20 protein-coding genes are annotated in these 17,057 nt (G+C 58.4%); 16 read left to right on the top strand and 4 right to left on the bottom strand.

The window, feature by feature from the left end:
• Positions 1-30: 30 nt before the first annotated feature.
• Both L463_RS16660 and crfC read right to left on the bottom strand, forming a co-directional pair.
• On the bottom strand, positions 31-909 hold the full coding sequence (locus tag L463_RS16660) for a diguanylate cyclase regulator RdcB family protein (protein ID WP_023295782.1): 879 nt from the start codon (positions 907-909) through the stop codon (positions 31-33).
• Complete coding sequence (gene crfC / locus L463_RS16665; RefSeq protein ID WP_023302944.1) at positions 906-3,260, bottom strand: clamp-binding protein CrfC; 2,355 nt, start codon at positions 3,258-3,260, stop codon at positions 906-908. Before crfC ends, L463_RS16660 begins: the two co-directional genes overlap by 4 nt.
• 591 nt (positions 3,261-3,851) lie before the next feature.
• Here crfC and L463_RS16670 point away from each other — a divergent pair.
• The 16 genes from L463_RS16670 to phnP all read left to right on the top strand — a co-directional run bounded on the left by L463_RS16670 (position 3,852) and on the right by phnP (position 15,906).
• Positions 3,852-4,187 (top strand): zinc ribbon domain-containing protein YjdM, encoded by a 336-nt coding sequence (locus L463_RS16670; RefSeq protein WP_003860206.1) that lies wholly within the window; start codon positions 3,852-3,854, stop codon positions 4,185-4,187.
• Between the two features lie 80 nt (positions 4,188-4,267).
• Positions 4,268-4,705 (top strand): VOC family metalloprotein YjdN, encoded by a 438-nt coding sequence (gene yjdN / locus L463_RS16675; protein WP_032104775.1) that lies wholly within the window; start codon positions 4,268-4,270, stop codon positions 4,703-4,705.
• Positions 4,706-4,841: 136 nt separating this feature from the next.
• Positions 4,842-5,630 carry a phosphonate ABC transporter ATP-binding protein gene (phnC, locus tag L463_RS16680; RefSeq protein WP_032104776.1) on the top strand — a complete coding sequence of 263 codons (789 nt, stop codon included), beginning with the start codon at positions 4,842-4,844 and terminating at the stop codon, positions 5,628-5,630.
• 23 nt (positions 5,631-5,653) lie between these two features.
• Positions 5,654-6,670, top strand: a complete 1,017-nt coding sequence (gene phnD, locus L463_RS16685) for a phosphonate ABC transporter substrate-binding protein (protein ID WP_032104778.1) — start codon at positions 5,654-5,656, stop codon at positions 6,668-6,670.
• 158 nt (positions 6,671-6,828) lie between these two features.
• Complete coding sequence (gene phnE / locus L463_RS16690) at positions 6,829-7,608, top strand: phosphonate ABC transporter, permease protein PhnE (RefSeq protein WP_023302942.1); 780 nt, start codon at positions 6,829-6,831, stop codon at positions 7,606-7,608.
• Between the two features lie 20 nt (positions 7,609-7,628).
• The gene (phnF, locus tag L463_RS16695) at positions 7,629-8,354 is read left to right on the top strand and encodes a phosphonate metabolism transcriptional regulator PhnF (protein WP_006810434.1); all 726 of its coding nucleotides are present in this window, start codon (positions 7,629-7,631) and stop codon (positions 8,352-8,354) included.
• Positions 8,355-8,807, top strand: coding sequence for a phosphonate C-P lyase system protein PhnG (gene phnG / locus L463_RS16700; protein ID WP_017694700.1), 453 nt, complete (start codon positions 8,355-8,357; stop codon positions 8,805-8,807).
• Positions 8,804-9,388, top strand: coding sequence for a phosphonate C-P lyase system protein PhnH (gene phnH / locus L463_RS16705; RefSeq protein ID WP_003860219.1), 585 nt, complete (start codon positions 8,804-8,806; stop codon positions 9,386-9,388). Before phnG ends, phnH begins: the two co-directional genes overlap by 4 nt.
• Positions 9,388-10,452, top strand: a complete 1,065-nt coding sequence (locus tag L463_RS16710; RefSeq protein ID WP_032104783.1) for a carbon-phosphorus lyase complex subunit — start codon at positions 9,388-9,390, stop codon at positions 10,450-10,452. The genes phnH and L463_RS16710 overlap by 1 nt, the downstream gene beginning before the upstream one ends.
• Complete coding sequence (gene phnJ / locus L463_RS16715) at positions 10,445-11,290, top strand: alpha-D-ribose 1-methylphosphonate 5-phosphate C-P-lyase PhnJ (protein ID WP_006810438.1); 846 nt, start codon at positions 10,445-10,447, stop codon at positions 11,288-11,290. Before L463_RS16710 ends, phnJ begins: the two co-directional genes overlap by 8 nt.
• On the top strand, positions 11,287-12,042 hold the full coding sequence (phnK, locus tag L463_RS16720) for a phosphonate C-P lyase system protein PhnK (RefSeq protein WP_015570221.1): 756 nt from the start codon (positions 11,287-11,289) through the stop codon (positions 12,040-12,042). The genes phnJ and phnK overlap by 4 nt, the downstream gene beginning before the upstream one ends.
• A 307-nt stretch (positions 12,043-12,349) precedes the next feature.
• Positions 12,350-13,030, top strand: a complete 681-nt coding sequence (gene phnL / locus L463_RS16725) for a phosphonate C-P lyase system protein PhnL (protein WP_017382651.1) — start codon at positions 12,350-12,352, stop codon at positions 13,028-13,030.
• The gene (gene phnM, locus L463_RS16730; protein ID WP_032104478.1) at positions 13,027-14,163 is read left to right on the top strand and encodes an alpha-D-ribose 1-methylphosphonate 5-triphosphate diphosphatase; all 1,137 of its coding nucleotides are present in this window, start codon (positions 13,027-13,029) and stop codon (positions 14,161-14,163) included. Before phnL ends, phnM begins: the two co-directional genes overlap by 4 nt.
• Positions 14,160-14,711 carry a ribose 1,5-bisphosphokinase gene (gene phnN, locus L463_RS16735; RefSeq protein WP_032104477.1) on the top strand — a complete coding sequence of 184 codons (552 nt, stop codon included), beginning with the start codon at positions 14,160-14,162 and terminating at the stop codon, positions 14,709-14,711. Before phnM ends, phnN begins: the two co-directional genes overlap by 4 nt.
• On the top strand, positions 14,704-15,138 hold the full coding sequence (phnO, locus tag L463_RS16740; RefSeq protein ID WP_032104475.1) for an aminoalkylphosphonate N-acetyltransferase: 435 nt from the start codon (positions 14,704-14,706) through the stop codon (positions 15,136-15,138). The genes phnN and phnO overlap by 8 nt, the downstream gene beginning before the upstream one ends.
• A 9-nt stretch (positions 15,139-15,147) precedes the next feature.
• Entirely contained in the window at positions 15,148-15,906 is a 759-nt protein-coding gene (gene phnP / locus L463_RS16745) for a phosphonate metabolism protein PhnP (protein ID WP_015570216.1), read from the top strand.
• A 54-nt stretch (positions 15,907-15,960) separates the two neighbouring features.
• Here the strand turns inward: phnP and yjdP are convergent, their stop codons facing one another.
• Together yjdP and rpiB are read right to left on the bottom strand one after the other, a co-directional pair.
• A complete protein-coding gene (gene yjdP / locus L463_RS16750; RefSeq protein ID WP_017382647.1) occupies positions 15,961-16,284 on the bottom strand; it encodes a DDRRRQL repeat protein YjdP in 324 nt (107 codons plus the stop codon).
• Between the two features lie 69 nt (positions 16,285-16,353).
• Complete coding sequence (gene rpiB / locus L463_RS16755) at positions 16,354-16,803, bottom strand: bifunctional allose-6-phosphate isomerase/ribose-5-phosphate isomerase RpiB (protein WP_023295775.1); 450 nt, start codon at positions 16,801-16,803, stop codon at positions 16,354-16,356.
• Between the last annotated feature and the right edge of the window lie 254 nt (positions 16,804-17,057).

Below are 17,057 nucleotides of genomic sequence, written 5' to 3'. Positions count from 1 at the left end.
TTTCGCCCCCTCCTTAAAAAGAGGGGGCAATCACGTACCAAATATCTCTTCCACCATGCCATCCACCAGCCGTTTTGCCGAACAGAGTCTCGGCATCCCCAGCGCGACCGTTTGCCAGCTCTGCGTCACTGACCAGCTCACCGGATGTTTATCCGCCTGACACCAGTCCCCCAGCCAGCCCAGCATATCTTTATAATCAATCAGACCGGGAGAAGCGGGCGTCGTCAGCCACTGATGGTAAAAATGCCGGGTGGTGGGAGAAGCATTAATTCCCTGTGCCAGATAGTTTGCGGCCATGCTGCGCAAATTATCTTTCAGCATGGCCGCCACATCGCTATTCGCCAGACGACAGGCATCGCCAAACGCCCCCCAGCGCAACTCTTCCAGCACGATAAAGCAGCGGCCAGCCAGCGACCAGCCGTCATACTGCCCGGCTCGCCAGCGGGTAAAAATTTGCTCGCTGTGCTCACCCGCCTGAACCGTCAGGCCGCGCTGCGCGAGCGCTTTCTCTTTATAGGCGGCACGCTGGTTGAAATGTGCGGAGAGCTCCTCGTACTGTTGCAACAATCCGGGCGGTTGAGGGAGGCGTGGATTCACCTGCTGGCGCAGGGCTACCAGCCTGTCGGACATACGGGTCAGCGCAAGGTGTCCGGGGTCGAGCATACCGGCCAGTTTCTCCGCCAGACCCAGCCGCAGCGCTGCATTTTCGTTGAGCATTCCCGCCATTGCCCACGGCCGCAGCCGGGTCTGCGTAATGATCTCCTGCGTCAAACGCTCACGAAATTGCAGTTGCTGTGGCCCCAGGAGGGAGTGACGTGCAGCATCCGCCCCCTGGACCAAATCGACCATAAATTTTGGATGAATACACTCCAGCGTCCGCCCGGGACCGTCCAGTAGCTGTGTTGTCATGGTTGCTCTGCCGCGAATAAGGTTTGAATATCATCGCGTAACAGTCGGGTATCTTCCTGAATCCACGCCGCAGTAGTCATACTTTGCTTCAACAACTGGCTAAGCGCCCGGGTTGAATGTTCATTCTGCTGCCGCACGGCAAGGCTATCACGCAAGCTTTCCTGTAACCCGGTCAGGCACAACGAAAACTCTGCAAAGAACGTTGCCATACCTGCCGTAACAGAGACATCGACCTGCGCGGCCAAAGCTTTACGTATTTGATCGCAAAACTGATCGATATGTTGCGTAAATTTGCCATGAAGCTGAACGATGTCGATGACATAGCGTGTGCGCGTCACGACATACTCTTCCCAGCCCCAGCCGGGATTATTGAGCCAGCGCGAGACGGTATTACGTACGCTGCCTGCCCCTGCTGGCTGACTGGCGGGAGGGGTGTCCTGCACAATGGCATCATTAAATAAGCCGCGCGTATTGAAATTAAGCTGGTTTGCCTGAAACGCCGGGAAGCTAATCCGCGCCCGAAATCCGGCATGACTGAGCTGCTCCTTAATTCGCGTCTCGATGGGTCGCATCGCCTCATTCAACGATCGGGCGAGCGTAGACTCCAGCTGATCGAAGCGTAACGCCAGCTCCCGGCCAATTCTGCTCTGCGCATTCAGCATAATCTGCTCGCATGACGATCGGATCTTGCTCAGGACAATCTGCGCCTGCCCTTCATCGTCAAGCACCAGCTGCTGGATCGCATCCGCGTCGTCTGCACGCAAACTGGATGGCTCGCGCCCTGCTAAATCAAGAATAGACGGGCGGCTAAAAATGTCGCCCAGCGCCTGGTGAAGTTCCCCTTTCTGGCGAAGCAGGAATGCATCCGTTGCGTTAAGCGCCTCTTCAACTTCATGCTGGACCTCATCGCTCACCACGCTCTGCCGCTGACGCAGCATCGTCATATCCTCTTCCAGGCGCGCAATATTCAGCTCCAGCTCATCAAAAGCGACCGTCAGTCCCTGATGGCGAAAATCCAGGTATTCTCTGGCATTTTGCGCATAGTTCAGCAGCTTATGCGATGCCGACCGCAAAGCGAACAGCGAGGCGTTGGCGTAAGCCGCGTAAATCAGTTTGCGGATGGGCTGTTCGAACAGCGAATCCTCCCACAGCAGATCCGCCGCATGGCGAATATGGTCAATATCGTCCAGGTCGGCCGTTCGCCAGCGGCGGCCCAGCGCGGCCTCGGCAAAATCCTGTACCCAACGCTGATCCTGATGATCGGGAAGGCGCCCATGAACGTTCATCTCATAGCGGGCGCGGTTTGCCAGATAGGCCCACATAGAAGAGACCGGATAAATTTGCCCCGGAGAAATATTTCCTTTCATCAGCGTGCCGGAAATCATCGCCCGCACCTGCTCTTCATCGTCGCTGTTACGATCTTTCTGATCGAATTTGTTGACCAGGGCGTAAAGCGGTACGGATTTCCCGGCAGCCGAAATTGCCTGACGAACCTCCGCATCAGAAATAGATTTAAGCTGTGTATAGTCCATCACCGCCAGCACGGCGGAGGCGCGCGCCAGCTGCTCGCTGAGCATTTTTTGCAGGTGCGGCTGACCGGCCTCGTTCGGCCCCGGCGTGTCGAGCAGCGTCAGTTGCCCCAGGTGCGCATCCAGACCGGCGAGATGCACAAACTCCACCTCAATCACCGGAATATGTTCTATCGCGGCATACTCAGAGAACGGAAACTCCACGCCCAGCGCCTGAGACAGCCGCACCAGATCGTTCAGGCTTTTCAGACAATGAAAGATGGGCTCCGCGCCCAGGTGATGTTTTTCAAACGCCTCACCTCTTTCTATGCGCTCCAGCAGCGTATTCATGTCCTTGTCGATTTCCAGACGCCGCGCCAGCTTGCCGCGATCTTTATCACACAGTTTTTTCTGCAACTGGGTAATCAGGGTATCGATGGGCGAAACGTGCAAAAAATGCAGCACCGGCTCCTTCTGGCCCGGCGTATGGCGGATCAGCGTGGGAAGTGCCGTCATCGGACGATTGCGGTTCGGCAGCACTTCCGTGCCCACAATCGCATTAATGGTGGTCGATTTTCCCGCTTTCATGGTACCCACAATCGCCAGCACCATTTCGAGGCGGGTTATTTTGCGTAATTCGTTATTCAGCATCGCCTGCTGAGCGTCGACACCCCGTGCGCTAAAATGTAACGGCAAAACGTTGTTATTAACGCCGCTCATCGCAGCGGCTGTGCTATCCAGCTTTGCAATCGGCATAGATTTTAATGAATCAAGATTGTTCAGAGCGAGCTGTAACAATCGTTCAGCTTCCTGGCTTAATTCAAATATGGTCTGTGTGTGCATGATAAAAGCCTTCCCTTAACGCAAATTTATTACTTTTATTAAGCCACGATGTTTTAATTATACTTTTCAGGCTTATATGATCACGTATGGAAAACATGTTCATTTAATACAACTAACTGAAGATAATGAGAATTTAAAAACCACCCTCGTAATACGTGTAAAACATCCCCTGGCCAGAAAGCCAAAAGTGAATAGACAAAACGCATTTTCAGGAAACATCAGGATATATCATCGTTATTTACCCACCAAAAAAGAGAGGTATTCCCTGGCGCCAAAAGATGTATGGCGTCAGAAAAGGATAGATAAATAACGGCTTGTTCCTTCACCTTATCCGAAATGGCACAACGTAGCAATTTGCTGTAATAAAATATTCGATACATTTAGCATGATTACGATCTCTGCCGTTCAGGGCTTAAGCTTCCCTTAATTCACTGACAGTTCGTGTCATCGCTTGCGCATTTATGCGCTATTTTTATAAAACAATATCACCGACAAAAGTGGGGATTTGCGTTATACTCGCTGCCTTTTTCGGCACACTGCCGTCATTTAGCTGGCGTTTTCCAGCGTGTTAACACTTTTGAGGATACCAACATGCAACTTCCACACTGCCCGAAATGCAATTCTGAATACACCTATGAAGACAATGGCATGTTCGTTTGCCCGGAATGCGCCCATGAATGGAACGATGCGGAGCCTGCGCAGGACAGCGATGCGCTGATCGTGAAAGACGCGAACGGCAACCTGCTGGCAGACGGCGACAGCGTTACCGTTGTGAAAGATCTGAAGGTAAAAGGCAGTTCCTCCATGCTGAAGATCGGCACTAAAGTCAAAAATATCCGTCTGGTTGAAGGCGATCATAATATCGACTGCAAAATTGACGGCTTCGGTCCGATGAAACTGAAATCTGAGTTCGTGAAAAAGAACTGATTGTCCCGCCCGGTGACGCTTCGCTTACCGGGCGTTCGGGAACTACACTTAACGGGCTTTTCTTACGTGAGGTAAAGATTATGCCGTTAAGTCCCTACATCTCTTTCGCCGGCAACTGTGCGGAGGCGACCGCCTTCTATCAGCAGGCCGTCGGCGCAGAGCTCCTCTACAAAATCACCTTCGGCGAAATGCCCAAAGACGAAAACAGTGAAGAAGGCTGTCCGTCAGGCATGAACTTCCCGGATACCGCCATCGCCCACTCTAACGTCCGCATTGCCGGCAGCGATATCATGATGAGCGATGGTCTGCCACCCGGCAGCAGCGCGCAGTACGCCGGATTTACGCTGGTGCTCGACACGCAGGACGTGGATGAAGGCAAACGCTGGTTCGACAACCTCTCTGATGGCGGCAATGTCGAAATGGCCTGGCAGGAGACTTTCTGGGCGCACGGATTCGGGAAAGTCACCGACAAATACGGCGTGCCGTGGATGATTAACGTCGTTAAGCAGCAGCACTAATTTTCGGGCGGTGGGCAGTCTGCCTCCGCCTGTCATCAAACTCCCCTCAACTCTTCAAATTCCCGCAACCGAGACTTAACCCAAATGTCATATTGATGCGCCAGCATGAGGCCACATTTATCGTGAGGCCCGGCACATGCAAACTGTCATTCGCGTCGAGAAACTGAGCAAAACCTTCCATCACAACAAGGCGCTGCATGCCGTTGATCTGACCGTCCAGCAGGGCGAAATGGTGGCGCTGTTGGGACCGTCTGGTTCAGGTAAATCCACCCTTCTTCGTCACTTGAGCGGCCTGATTACCTGTGACAAAACGCCGGAAAGCCGCGTCGAACTGCTGGGGAACACCGTGCAACATGCGGGGCGTCTGGCGAGCGATATTCGCAAAAGCCGCGCTCAGACGGGCTATATCTTTCAGCAGTTCAACCTGGTGAACCGCCTGACCGTGCTCGAGAACGTGCTGATTGGCGCGCTCGGCAGCACCCCGTTCTGGCGCACCTGCCTGCGCTGGTTCTCCCCATCCCAGAAGCAAGAAGCCTTACAGGCGCTGACCCGCGTCGGCATGGCGCATTTCGCCCACCAGCGCGTCTCCACGCTCTCCGGCGGACAGCAGCAGCGCGTCGCCATCGCCCGCGCCCTGATGCAGAAAGCCAAAATCATTCTGGCCGATGAACCTATCGCCTCGCTGGACCCGGAATCGGCCCGCATCGTGATGGAAACCCTGCGCGACATCAATCAGAACGACGGTATCACCGTGGTGGTGACGCTGCACCAGGTGGATTACGCCCTGCGCTACTGCGAGCGCATCGTCGCCCTGCGTCAGGGCAATGTGTTCTTCGATGGCGCAAGCCACCAGTTTGATAACGAACGTTTCGATCATCTCTACCGCAGCGTAAACCGCGTCGAAGAGCGCGCGCAGGCTGCTTAACGTCCCCATAACGAGGAATGGACATGAACTACAAAGCCGTTGCCGCGCTGGCCTTCACCAGCATGTTCAGCATCAGCACCCTGCTAAGCCCTGCTTACGCTGAGGAACAGGAAAAAGCGCTGAACTTTGGCATCATTTCAACGGAATCACAGCAAAACCTGAAGCCGCAGTGGGAACCGTTCCTGAAAGATATGGAAACCAAACTGGGGATCAAAGTAAACGCCTTCTTCGCCCCGGACTACGCGGGCATCATTCAGGGAATGCGCTTCAACAAAGTCGACATCGCCTGGTATGGCAACCTCTCTGCTATGGAAGCGGTAGATCGCGCGAACGGCCAGGTTTTCGCCCAGACCGTTGCGGCAGACGGCTCCCCGGGCTACTGGAGCGTGCTGATCGTGAACAAAGACAGCCCGATCAACAACCTCAACGACATGCTCGCCAAACGCAAAGAGCTGACGTTTGGTAACGGCGACCCGAACTCCACTTCCGGCTTCCTCGTCCCTGGCTACTACGTCTTCGCGAAAAACAACGTCTCCGCCAGCGACTTTAAGCGCACGGTCAACGCCAGCCACGAAACCAACGCCCTGGCCGTGGCGAATAAGCAGGTTGACGTCGCCACCAACAACACTGAAAACCTCGACAAGCTGAAGACCTCCGCGCCGGACAAGCTGAAGGAAATCAAGGTTATCTGGAAATCACCGCTGATCCCGGGCGACCCGATCGTGTGGCGCAAAAACCTCTCTGAGAACACCAAGGACAAGGTCTACGACTTCTTTATGAACTACGGCAAAACGCCGGAAGAGAAAGCGGTTCTGGCACGTCTGGGCTGGGCGCCGTTCCGCGCGTCCAGCGATTTGCAACTGGTGCCGATTCGCCAGCTGGCGCTGTTCAAGCAGATGCAGGGCGTGAAGGACAACAAAGGTCTGAAGGAAGAAGAGAAGACCAGCAAAGTGTCGGAAATTCAGGCGCAGCTGGACGATCTCGACCGCCTGACCGCCGCGCTCGGCGCCATGACCAGCGTGAATAAAGCGGTGCAGTAACTTACGTCCCCTCTCCCTTGAGGGAGAGGGTTAGGGTGAGGGGGAAATGAGCACGCTGATGCCCTCACCCCGGCCCTCTCCCACAGGGAGAGGGAGAACAGATCGTAGGCCGGATAAGCGTAGCGCCATCCGGCACACAAAGAGCCACGGAGTAAAACATGCAAACCATCACCCTCCCGCCGCCAAAGCGCAGCTGGTTCTCGCTCATAAGCTGGGCCGTTCTGCTGGCGGTGCTCGTTATCTCCTGGAAGGGCGCGGAGATGGATCCGCTGCTGCTCTTCAGGGACTCCGGCAACATGGCGACCTTCGCCGCCGACTTCTTCCCGCCGGACTTCAGCCAGTGGCAGGACTACCTCGGTGAAATGGCGATCACCCTGCAAATTGCCGTCTGGGGCACCGCCCTCGCCGTGATCCTCTCCATTCCGTTTGGCCTGATGAGCGCCGAAAACATCGTGCCGTGGTGGGTTTACCAGCCGATGCGTCGCCTGATGGACGCCTGTCGCGCCATCAACGAAATGGTCTTTGCGATGCTGTTCGTGGTCGCCGTCGGCCTGGGTCCGTTCGCGGGCGTGATGGCGCTGTTCATCCACACCACCGGCGTGCTCTCCAAGCTGCTCTCCGAAGCGGTTGAAGCCATCGAGCCCGGCCCGGTGGAAGGCATCCGCGCAACCGGAGCGAACAAAATCGAAGAGATCCTGTACGGCGTCCTGCCGCAGGTGATGCCGCTGCTCATCTCCTACTCCCTGTACCGCTTCGAGTCCAACGTTCGCTCCGCCACCGTGGTCGGCATGGTGGGCGCAGGCGGCATTGGCGTCACCCTGTGGGAAGCCATTCGTGGTTTCCAGTTCCAGCAAACCTGCGCCCTGATGGTGCTCATCATCGTCACCGTCAGCCTGCTGGATTTCCTCTCTCAACGTTTGCGTAAGCACTTCATCTGAGAAGCGAGGCTTTGATTTGTATGCACTTATCCAGACATCCGACCAGTTACCCCACCCGCTGGCAAGAGATTGCGGCAAAGCTCGAAGTGGAGCTGCGCACGCACTACCGCTGCGGAGACTACCTGCCCGCCGAGCAGCAGCTTGCCGACCGCTACGAAGTGAATCGCCACACCCTGCGTCGCGCCATCGATCAACTGGTGGAGCGCGGATGGGTCCAGCGCCGTCAGGGCGTCGGCGTACTGGTGCTGATGCGTCCGTTCGACTACCCGCTCAATGCCCAGGCGCGTTTTAGCCAGAACCTGCTCGATCAGGGCAGCCACCCCACCAGCGAAAAGCTGCTGTCAGTTCTGCGCCCCGCCTCCCGCCACGTGGCGGACGCGCTGGGGATTCAGGAGGGCGACAACGTCGTTCACCTGCGCACGTTGCGCCGGGTGAACGGCGTGGCGGTCTGTCAGATCGACCACTACTTCGCGGACCTCACCCTCTGGCCCGTGCTGCAACATTTCGCCAGCGGTTCCCTGCATGATTTTCTTCAGGACGCGACGGGTATCGCGCTCAAACGCACCCAGACGCGCATCAGCGCCCGCCGCGCGCAGGCGAAAGAGAGCAAGGTGCTGGAGATCCCCAACATGGCCCCGCTGCTCTGCGTGCGCACCCTCAACCACCGTGACGGCGACGTCAACGCAACGGAATACTCCGTCAGCCTGACCCGCGCCGACATGATTGAATTTACCATGGAGCACTGAATGCACTTCGACACCTCCACTCGTCAGCGCTGGATGCGCGTGCTGGCCCACAGCCAGCCTGATGCGCTGGCTGCCCGCATGAGCGCGCTCGGCCTGACGCCGGACTACGACACGATCCGCGCGCCGGAGATCGGCCTGGTGCAGATCCAGGCACGCATGGGCGGCACCGGCGAGCGCTTCTTCGCCGGCGATGCCACCCTCACCCGCGCGGTGATCCGCCTGAAAAGCGGCACGCTGGGCTACGGCTACGTACTTGGGCGCGACAAAACGCACGCCGAGCGCTGCGCAGCGATCGACGCGCTTTTACAGGAACAGCCGCATTTTCAGACGTTAATGGAAACCCTTATTGCCCCGCTGGAAGCCGACCGCGCCGCACGCCTTGCCGCGCGTCAGGCCGAAGTGAATACCAGCCGGGTCGACTTCTTTACGCTCGTTCGCGGAGACAACGCATGACGCTTCAACCTGCTTTTACCCTGGCCGTCCAGGATGCCCAACAGAGTTTCCGTCGCCTGCTGAAAGCCATGAGCGAGCCGGGCGTCATTGTCTCGCTGCACCAGCTCTCCCAGGGCTGGCTGCCGCTGAACCTCGCCTCGACCAGCGTGCTGCTGACGCTGGCGGACAACGACACCCCGGTATGGCTGTCAGGCGCATTGCTGAACGATATCGCCAGCCAGAACCTGCGCTTTCACACCAACGCGCCGCTGGTCGAGCAGCCCCAGCAGGCGGTCTTCGCCGTGGCCGACGAGCAAATCAGCCACGAACAGCTTAACGCCCTGAGCGAAGGCAGCGCCGTCGCACCAGAAACCAGCGCTACGCTGATTTTGCAGGTCTCCAGCCTGAGCGGTGGCCGCATGCTGCGCCTGACGGGTGCAGGGATCGCCGACGAGCGGATGGTCGCCCCCCAGCTGCCGGAGTGCATCATTCATGAGCTGACCGAGCGCCCGCATCCGTTCCCGCTCGGTATCGACCTGATCCTGACCTGCGGCGAGCGCCTGCTGGCGATCCCGAGAACCACTCACGTGGAGGTGTGCTGATGTACGTTGCCGTCAAAGGGGGCGAGAAGGCGATCGCCGCCGCCCATGCCTTGCAGGCGCACAGACGCCGGGGGGATGACGCCCTTCCCGAGCTGAGCGTCGCCCAGATTGAACAGCAGTTAAACCTGGCCGTCGACCGCGTGATGACCGAAGGCGGCATCGCGGACCGCGAACTGGCGGCGCTGGCGCTGAAACAGGCCAGCGGCGATAACGTGGAAGCCATCTTCCTGCTGCGCGCTTACCGCACTACGCTTGCGAAGCTGGCGGTTAGCGAGCCGGTGAATACGGCGGAAATGCGATTAGAGCGCCGTATTTCTGCGGTGTACAAAGATATTCCTGGCGGCCAGCTGCTTGGTCCGACCTACGACTACACCCATCGCCTGCTGGACTTCACTCTGCTGGCGAACGGTGAAACACCGCAGCTCAGCGTCTCTGACGCTGAACAAGACGCCTCCCCTCACGTCTTTAGCCTGCTGGCAAACCAGGGGCTGGCGAAGGCGGAAGAGGACACCGGCAGCACACCGGATGACATCACCCGCACGCCGCCGGTCTATCCCTGTTCGCGCTCGTCCCGCCTGCAACAGCTGATGCGCGGCGATGAAGGGTATCTGCTGGCGCTGGCCTACTCCACGCAGCGCGGCTATGGGCGCAACCACCCCTTCGCGGCAGAGATCCGCAGCGGTTATATCGACATTGAAATCGTGCCGGAAGAGCTGGGTTTTGCGGTGAACATCGGCGAAATGCTGATGACCGAGTGCGAAATGGTCAACGGTTTTGTCGCGCCAGAGAATGAAGATCCGCACTTTACCCGCGGCTACGGGCTGGTGTATGGCCTGAGCGAGCGCAAGGCGATGGCGATGGCGCTGGTTGACCGTGCACTCCAGGCGCCGGACTACGGCGAGCATATTGCAGGCCCGGCACAGGACGAAGAGTTCGTGCTGGCCCACGCGGATAACGTTGAGGCCGCCGGCTTTGTCTCGCACCTCAAGCTGCCGCACTACGTCGATTTCCAGGCCGAACTGGAACTGCTGAAACGCCTGCAACGGGAGCGCGCCAATGGCTAACTTAAGCGGCTACAACTTTGCCTATCTGGACGAACAAACTAAACGCATGATCCGCCGCGCCATCCTGAAGGCAGTGGCGATCCCCGGCTACCAGGTGCCGTTCGGCGGCCGCGAAATGCCAATGCCCTACGGCTGGGGCACCGGCGGTATACAGATCACCGCCAGCGTGATTGGCGAAGCGGACGTGCTGAAGGTCATCGACCAGGGGGCAGACGACACCACCAACGCCGTGTCGATCCGCAACTTCTTTAAGCGCGTAACAGGCGTCAACACCACCGAAAAAACCGAAGACGCGACGCTGATCCAGACCCGTCACCGCATTCCGGAGACCCCGCTGACTGAAGATCAGATTTTGATTTTCCAGGTGCCGATCCCGGAGCCGCTGCGCTTTATCGAGCCGCGGGAAACCGAAACCCGCACCATGCACGCTCTGGAAGAGTACGGGATCATGCAGGTCAAACTGTATGAGGACATCGCCCGCTTCGGCCATATCGCCACCACCTACGCCTACCCGGTGAAGGTGAACGGCCGCTACGTGATGGACCCGTCGCCGATCCCGAAATTCGATAACCCGAAGATGGACATGATGCCCGCCCTGCAACTTTTTGGCGCCGGACGGGAAAAACGCATCTACGCCGTACCGCCGTACACCCGTGTGGAGAGTCTGGATTTTGACGATCACCCGTTTACGGTGCAGGAGTGGGACGAGCCGTGCGCCATCTGCGGTTCGAAGCATAGCTATCTGGATGAAGTGGTGCTGGACGACACGGGCAAACGGATGTTTGTCTGCTCCGACACCGATTACTGCCGCCAACAGAGCGAGGCGAACAGCCAATGAAACCGCTGCTTTCGGTTAATAACCTGACTCACCTTTATGCGCCGGGCAAAGGCTTTAGCGACGTGTCGTTTGAGCTGTGGCCGGGCGAAGTGCTGGGCATTGTCGGCGAGTCCGGCTCCGGTAAAACCACCCTGCTGAAGTCCATCTCCGCGCGCCTGACGCCGCAGAATGGCGACATTTTGTATGAGGGCGTGTCGCTGTATGGCATGAGTGAAGCCGATCGCCGCCGCCTGCTGCGCACCGAGTGGGGCGTGGTGCACCAGCACCCGATGGATGGCCTGCGCCGCCAGGTGTCGGCGGGGGGCAACATCGGCGAACGGCTGATGGCCACCGGCGCGCGCCACTACGGCAACATCCGCGCCACGGCGCAGCACTGGCTGGAAGAGGTTGAAATTCCCGCCTCGCGCATCGACGACCTGCCGACCACCTTCTCCGGCGGCATGCAGCAGCGTTTACAGATTGCCCGCAATCTCGTCACCCATCCGAAGCTGGTGTTTATGGATGAACCGACCGGCGGGCTGGACGTCTCCGTGCAGGCTCGCCTGCTCGACCTGCTGCGCGGCCTGGTGGTGGAGCTAAACCTGGCGGTGGTGATTGTCACCCATGATTTAGGCGTCGCGCGCCTGCTGGCGGACCGCTTGCTGGTGATGAAGCAGGGTCAGGTGGTGGAAAGTGGGTTAACCGACCGCGTGCTCGACGATCCCCATCATCCGTATACCCAACTGCTGGTGTCGTCCGTATTGCAGAACTGAGGGCGCGGTTGCCGGGTGGCGCTGCGCTTACCCGGCCTACGAACACCGCACCTTGTAGGCCGGGTAAGGCGAAGCCGCCACCCGGCAAAACGAACACCGCACCCGTAGGCCGGGTAAGGCGAAGCCGCCACCCGGCAAAACGAACACCGCACCCGTAGGCCGGGTAAGGCGAAGCCGCCACCCGGCAAAACGAACACCGCACCCGTAGGCCGGGTAAGGCGAAGCCGCCACCCGGCAAAACGAACACCGCACCCGTAGGCCGGGTAAGGCGAAGCCGCCACCCGGCAAAACGAATCGCGAGGCCAACATGATCCACGTACAAAACGTAAGTAAAACCTTTGTGCTCCACCAGCAAAACGGCGTCCGCCTGCCGGTACTGCAAAATGCCTCGTTAGAGGTCAGCAACGGCGAATGCGTGGTGCTGCATGGCCATTCCGGCAGCGGAAAATCCACCCTGCTGCGCTCCCTGTATGCCAACTACCTGCCGGACGAAGGCCATATTCATATTCGCCATAACAATGAATGGGTCGATCTGGTTCAGGCTCCCGCGCGCAAAGTGCTGGAAGTGCGCCGCTCGACGATCGGCTGGGTCAGCCAGTTCCTGCGAGTGATCCCGCGGATCTCCGCCCTGGACGTGGTCATGCAACCCCTGCTGGATCTCGGCGTGCCGCGCGAAACCTGCGCCGCTAAAGCCGCCAGCCTGCTGACGCGCCTCAACGTACCGGAGCGTCTGTGGCACCTCGCCCCGTCGACCTTTTCCGGCGGCGAGCAGCAGCGCGTCAACATCGCCCGCGGCTTTATCGTCGATTACCCGATTTTACTCCTGGATGAACCCACCGCCTCGCTCGACAGTAAGAACAGCGCAGCGGTGATGGAACTGATCGAACAGGCCAAAGCGCGCGGCGCGGCGATCGTCGGGATCTTCCACGACGACGCCGTACGCCAACGCGTGGCGGACAGACTGCACCCGATGGGGACAAACGTATGATTATCAATAATGTCAGGCTGGTGCTGGAAAATGAGGTCGTGAACGGCTCGGTTGAGGTGCGGGACGGTGTCATCCGCGCCTTTGCCGAAACCCGGAGCCACACTCCTGAAGCGATGGACGGCGAAGGCGGCTGGCTGCTGCCGGGGCTGATTGAGCTGCATACCGATAATCTCGATAAATTCTTCACCCCGCGCCCAAAGGTGGACTGGCCTGCTCATTCAGCGATGAGCAGCCACGACGCGCTGATGGTAGCCAGCGGCATCACCACCGTGCTGGACGCGGTGGCGATTGGCGACGTGCGCGACGGCGGCGATCGCCTGGAGAACCTGGAGAAGATGATCAACGCCGTGGAGGAGACGCAAAAGCGCGGCCTCAACCGCGCCGAGCACCGCCTGCACCTGCGTTGCGAGTTGCCGCACCACACCACCCTGCCGCTGTTTGAGAAGCTGGTGGGCCGCGAGCCGGTCTCGCTGGTTTCCCTGATGGATCACTCGCCGGGGCAGCGCCAGTTCGCCAACATTGAAAAGTATCGCGAATACTATCAGGGCAAATATTCGCTCAACGACGCGGAGATGGCGCGCTACGAAGAAGAGCAGCTGGCGCTGGCGGCCCAGTGGTCGCAGCCGAATCGCCTCTCCATTGCCGCGATGTGCCGGGACCGTAATATTGCCCTGGCCAGCCATGACGACGCCACGCACGATCACGTGCGCGAATCCCACCAGCTTGGCAGCGTGATAGCTGAATTTCCCACCACGTTTGAAGCGGCAGAGGCGTCGCGCCAGCACGGCATGAACGTTCTGATGGGCGCGCCAAATATCGTGCGCGGCGGATCGCATTCCGGCAACGTGGCGGCAAGTAAGCTCGCCTCGCTCGGCCTGCTGGATATCCTCTCCTCTGACTATTACCCCGCCAGCCTGCTGGACGCGGCCTTCCGCGTCGCGGACGACGAGAACAACAGCTTCACGCTGCCACAGGCGATTCGCCTGGTGACGAAAAACCCGGCCAGCGCGCTTAATCTTCACGATCGCGGTGAAATTGCCGAGGGGAAACGGGCCGATCTGGTGCTCGCCCACCGTAAGGGCGAGCACATTCATATCGACCACGTCTGGCGTCAGGGAAAGAGGGTGTTCTGATGGGAAGACTCATCTGGTTAATGGGCCCGTCCGGCTCCGGGAAGGACAGCCTGCTGTCGGCGTTACGGCAGCGGGAACATTCACAGCTGCTGGTCGCGCACCGCTATATCACGCGCGATGCCAACGCCGGAAGCGAGAACCATATCGCCCTGAGCGAGCAGGAGTTTTTTACCCGTGCTGGACAAAACCTGCTGGCGCTGAGCTGGCATGCCAACGGTTACTACTATGGCGTCGGTATTGAGATTGACCTCTGGCTGCATGCGGGGTTCGACGTACTGGTTAACGGCTCGCGGGCGCATCTCCCGCAGGCTCGCGCCCGGTACGAAGCGGCGCTGCTCCCGGTCTGTTTGCAGGTTTCCCCGGACGTTCTGCGTAGCCGGCTGCAAAAGCGGGGGCGCGAAAACGCGCGCGAGATCGACCAGCGGCTGGAACGGGCGGCGCGCTACACCCCGTCGGGTTGCCATCTCCTCAATAACGACGGAAGTTTGCTACAGTCAGTCGAGACCTTGCTATCGCTTATTCGCCAGAAGGAGAAACAGCATGCCTGACTGCCAGCTTCGCCCCGCCACCGCCGACGATGCGCCGATCGTTTACGCGCTGATCTGCGAACTTAAGCAGGCCGAGTTCGATCATCAGGCGTTTCACGCCGGGTATCTGACCAACTTGCAGGATCACAATATGCGTTACCAGCTGGCCGAGCTGGACGGGCAGATCATCGGTATGATCGGCCTGCATATGCAGTTTCACCTGCATCACGCCCGCTGGATCGGCGAGATCCAGGAGCTGGTGGTGATGCCGCAGGCGCGCGGATTAAAAGTGGGCAGCCAGCTGCTGGCCTGGGCAGAGGACGTCGCGCGACAGGCAGGCGCCGAGCTGACCGAGCTTTCCACCAGCGTGAAGCGCGTGGACGCGCACCGTTTTTATGTTCGTGAAGGATATACGCAAAGCCATTTCCGCTTCACCAAACCGCTGTAGAGGTGCGTTATGAGTCTGACGATCACGCTGACAGGAACCGGAGGGGCGCAGCTGGTGCCGGTGTTTGGCTGCGACTGCGCGGCGTGCCGACGGGCGCGTTTACAGGAAAATTATCGCCGTCGCCCCTGTAGCGCGGCGGTGAAATTCAACGATTCGGTCACCTTGCTGGACGCGGGTATTCCACACCTGATGGACGACTGGCCCGCGGGGAGTTTCAGGCAGATTTTGCTTACCCATTATCATATGGATCACGTTCAGGGGCTTTTTCCTCTGCGCTGGGGCGTGGGAGCGACCATTCCGGTTTACGGTCCGCCGGACGACGCAGGCTGTGACGACCTGTTCAGGCATCCGGGCCTTCTCGATTTCAGCCACACGGTGGAGCCGTTTGTGATGTTTGAACTTCAGGGCTTGCGGGTCACGCCGCTGCCGCTCAACCATTCAAAACTCACGTTTGGCTATCTGCTGGAGTCCGCCCACAGCCGCGTGGCGTGGCTTTCTGATACCGCCGGGCTACCGGATAAAACGGTGACGTTTCTGCTAAACAATCAGCCGCAGGCGATGATTATCGACTGTAGCCATGAACCGCGCCCGGAGACGCCGCGCAACCATTGTGATTTGAATACGGTGATTGCGCTGAACGAGGTGATTGGCTGTCCGCAGGTGATCCTGACGCATATCAGCCATCAGTTTGACGTGTGGATGATGGATAACCCGCTGCCGTCCGGCATTGAAGCGGGGTATGACGGGATGATGCTGGTACTGGATTAGGTTTTGCCGGGTGGCGGCTGCGCCTTACCCGGCCTACGCGTTGCAATACCGGGGTTACCACCGATCGTAATCATCCTCCAACCGGCGCTCATCCTCTTCTAACCGACGCCGATCGTCATCCAGCTGCCGCTGACGCTCGTCTAAACGCTGGCGTCGATCTTCTAACTGTCGACGACGATCGTCGTACTGGCGGCTGTCGGTTTGACGGCTGCGATCGTAACGATCGTCGTCATCATCATTACGGCTGCTGCCGGGGTTATAGGCGTCGTTGATCGCCTGCTGAATATTGCCAATGGCATCATCAATCACATCGGCATGCGCCAGTTGGCTGGTTAAAGTCAGCAGACCCAATAACAGAGCGGTAGAGTAACGTTTCATAAGGCCAGACTCGCAGGTGAACTGGCCTTACGGTAATGAATGGCAGGGAACCGGGGTAGCGGAGGAATCTCAATTCCTGGCCTGTTCAATCGCCCCTATCGCATCGACTCGCGCCTGATGTCGTCCCCCTTCAAACGGTGCATTTAGCCAGGCATCGACGATCATTTTTGCCAGCTCCAGTCCGACCACGCGCGAACCAAATGCCAGCACATTCGTGTTGTTATGCTGCCTTGAAAGCTGAGCTGAATAAGGTTCGCTACAGACCACTGCGCGGATGCCCGGGAACTTATTGGCCGTAATGGAGATCCCTACCCCCGTTCCGCAGATCAGGATGCCGCCATCCACCTCCTTATCGATAATAGCCTGTGCAACCGCGCTGGCATAATACGGGTAGTCAGTACGCTCCGGGGAACAGGTGCCTTTATCCACCACGTCGATGCCACGCGCGCGCAGATGGGCCAGAATATCCTCTTTCAGCATAAAACCTACGTGATCGCAGCCAAATGCAATCTTTTTCATAATAAACCTCATCGTGGGTTAACTTTACGAACTCGATGGAGTTGTGATTTAAGACCGGTCAGTTGTGCAATAAAACCTCAAAACCATCGAGTTCTGCGCGTGTTCTACACCCCTGACTTTGACATTTCAACTCTCTCATGACGGTATATTTCTTACGGCATGCATTAAAATCCGTTAACGTGTCATAATTATATTATTGATTTTTAAGGTCATCCTAAAGCAACCGCCCATCAAAACTTCACAGACAATAAAAC

The organism is Enterobacter sp. BIDMC 27 (genome assembly GCF_000534415.1).
GTDB classification, from domain to species: domain Bacteria; phylum Pseudomonadota; class Gammaproteobacteria; order Enterobacterales; family Enterobacteriaceae; genus Enterobacter; species Enterobacter hormaechei_C.
This window is presented reverse-complemented; position numbering and strand designations above follow the sequence as displayed.

Excerpts from the sequence above, each read along its gene's own strand:
- phnD (WP_032104778.1), top strand. The coding sequence starts at position 5,654 with ATGAACTACAAAGCCGTTGCCGCGCTGGCCTTCACCAGCATGTTCAGC.
- phnM (WP_032104478.1), top strand. The coding sequence starts at position 13,027 with ATGATTATCAATAATGTCAGGCTGGTGCTGGAAAATGAGGTCGTGAAC.
- yjdN (WP_032104775.1), top strand. The coding sequence starts at position 4,268 with ATGCCGTTAAGTCCCTACATCTCTTTCGCCGGCAACTGTGCGGAGGCG.
- phnE (WP_023302942.1), top strand. The coding sequence starts at position 6,829 with ATGCAAACCATCACCCTCCCGCCGCCAAAGCGCAGCTGGTTCTCGCTC.
- phnF (WP_006810434.1), top strand. The coding sequence starts at position 7,629 with ATGCACTTATCCAGACATCCGACCAGTTACCCCACCCGCTGGCAAGAG.
- phnP (WP_015570216.1), top strand. The coding sequence starts at position 15,148 with ATGAGTCTGACGATCACGCTGACAGGAACCGGAGGGGCGCAGCTGGTG.
- phnG (WP_017694700.1), top strand. The coding sequence starts at position 8,355 with ATGCACTTCGACACCTCCACTCGTCAGCGCTGGATGCGCGTGCTGGCC.
- phnO (WP_032104475.1), top strand. The coding sequence starts at position 14,704 with ATGCCTGACTGCCAGCTTCGCCCCGCCACCGCCGACGATGCGCCGATC.
- phnH (WP_003860219.1), top strand. The coding sequence starts at position 8,804 with ATGACGCTTCAACCTGCTTTTACCCTGGCCGTCCAGGATGCCCAACAG.
- L463_RS16670 (WP_003860206.1), top strand. The coding sequence starts at position 3,852 with ATGCAACTTCCACACTGCCCGAAATGCAATTCTGAATACACCTATGAA.
- phnK (WP_015570221.1), top strand. The coding sequence starts at position 11,287 with ATGAAACCGCTGCTTTCGGTTAATAACCTGACTCACCTTTATGCGCCG.
- L463_RS16660 (WP_023295782.1), bottom strand. The coding sequence starts at position 909 with ATGACAACACAGCTACTGGACGGTCCCGGGCGGACGCTGGAGTGTATT.
- crfC (WP_023302944.1), bottom strand. The coding sequence starts at position 3,260 with ATGCACACACAGACCATATTTGAATTAAGCCAGGAAGCTGAACGATTG.
- yjdP (WP_017382647.1), bottom strand. The coding sequence starts at position 16,284 with ATGAAACGTTACTCTACCGCTCTGTTATTGGGTCTGCTGACTTTAACC.
- phnJ (WP_006810438.1), top strand. The coding sequence starts at position 10,445 with ATGGCTAACTTAAGCGGCTACAACTTTGCCTATCTGGACGAACAAACT.
- rpiB (WP_023295775.1), bottom strand. The coding sequence starts at position 16,803 with ATGAAAAAGATTGCATTTGGCTGCGATCACGTAGGTTTTATGCTGAAA.
- L463_RS16710 (WP_032104783.1), top strand. The coding sequence starts at position 9,388 with ATGTACGTTGCCGTCAAAGGGGGCGAGAAGGCGATCGCCGCCGCCCAT.
- phnC (WP_032104776.1), top strand. The coding sequence starts at position 4,842 with ATGCAAACTGTCATTCGCGTCGAGAAACTGAGCAAAACCTTCCATCAC.
- phnL (WP_017382651.1), top strand. The coding sequence starts at position 12,350 with ATGATCCACGTACAAAACGTAAGTAAAACCTTTGTGCTCCACCAGCAA.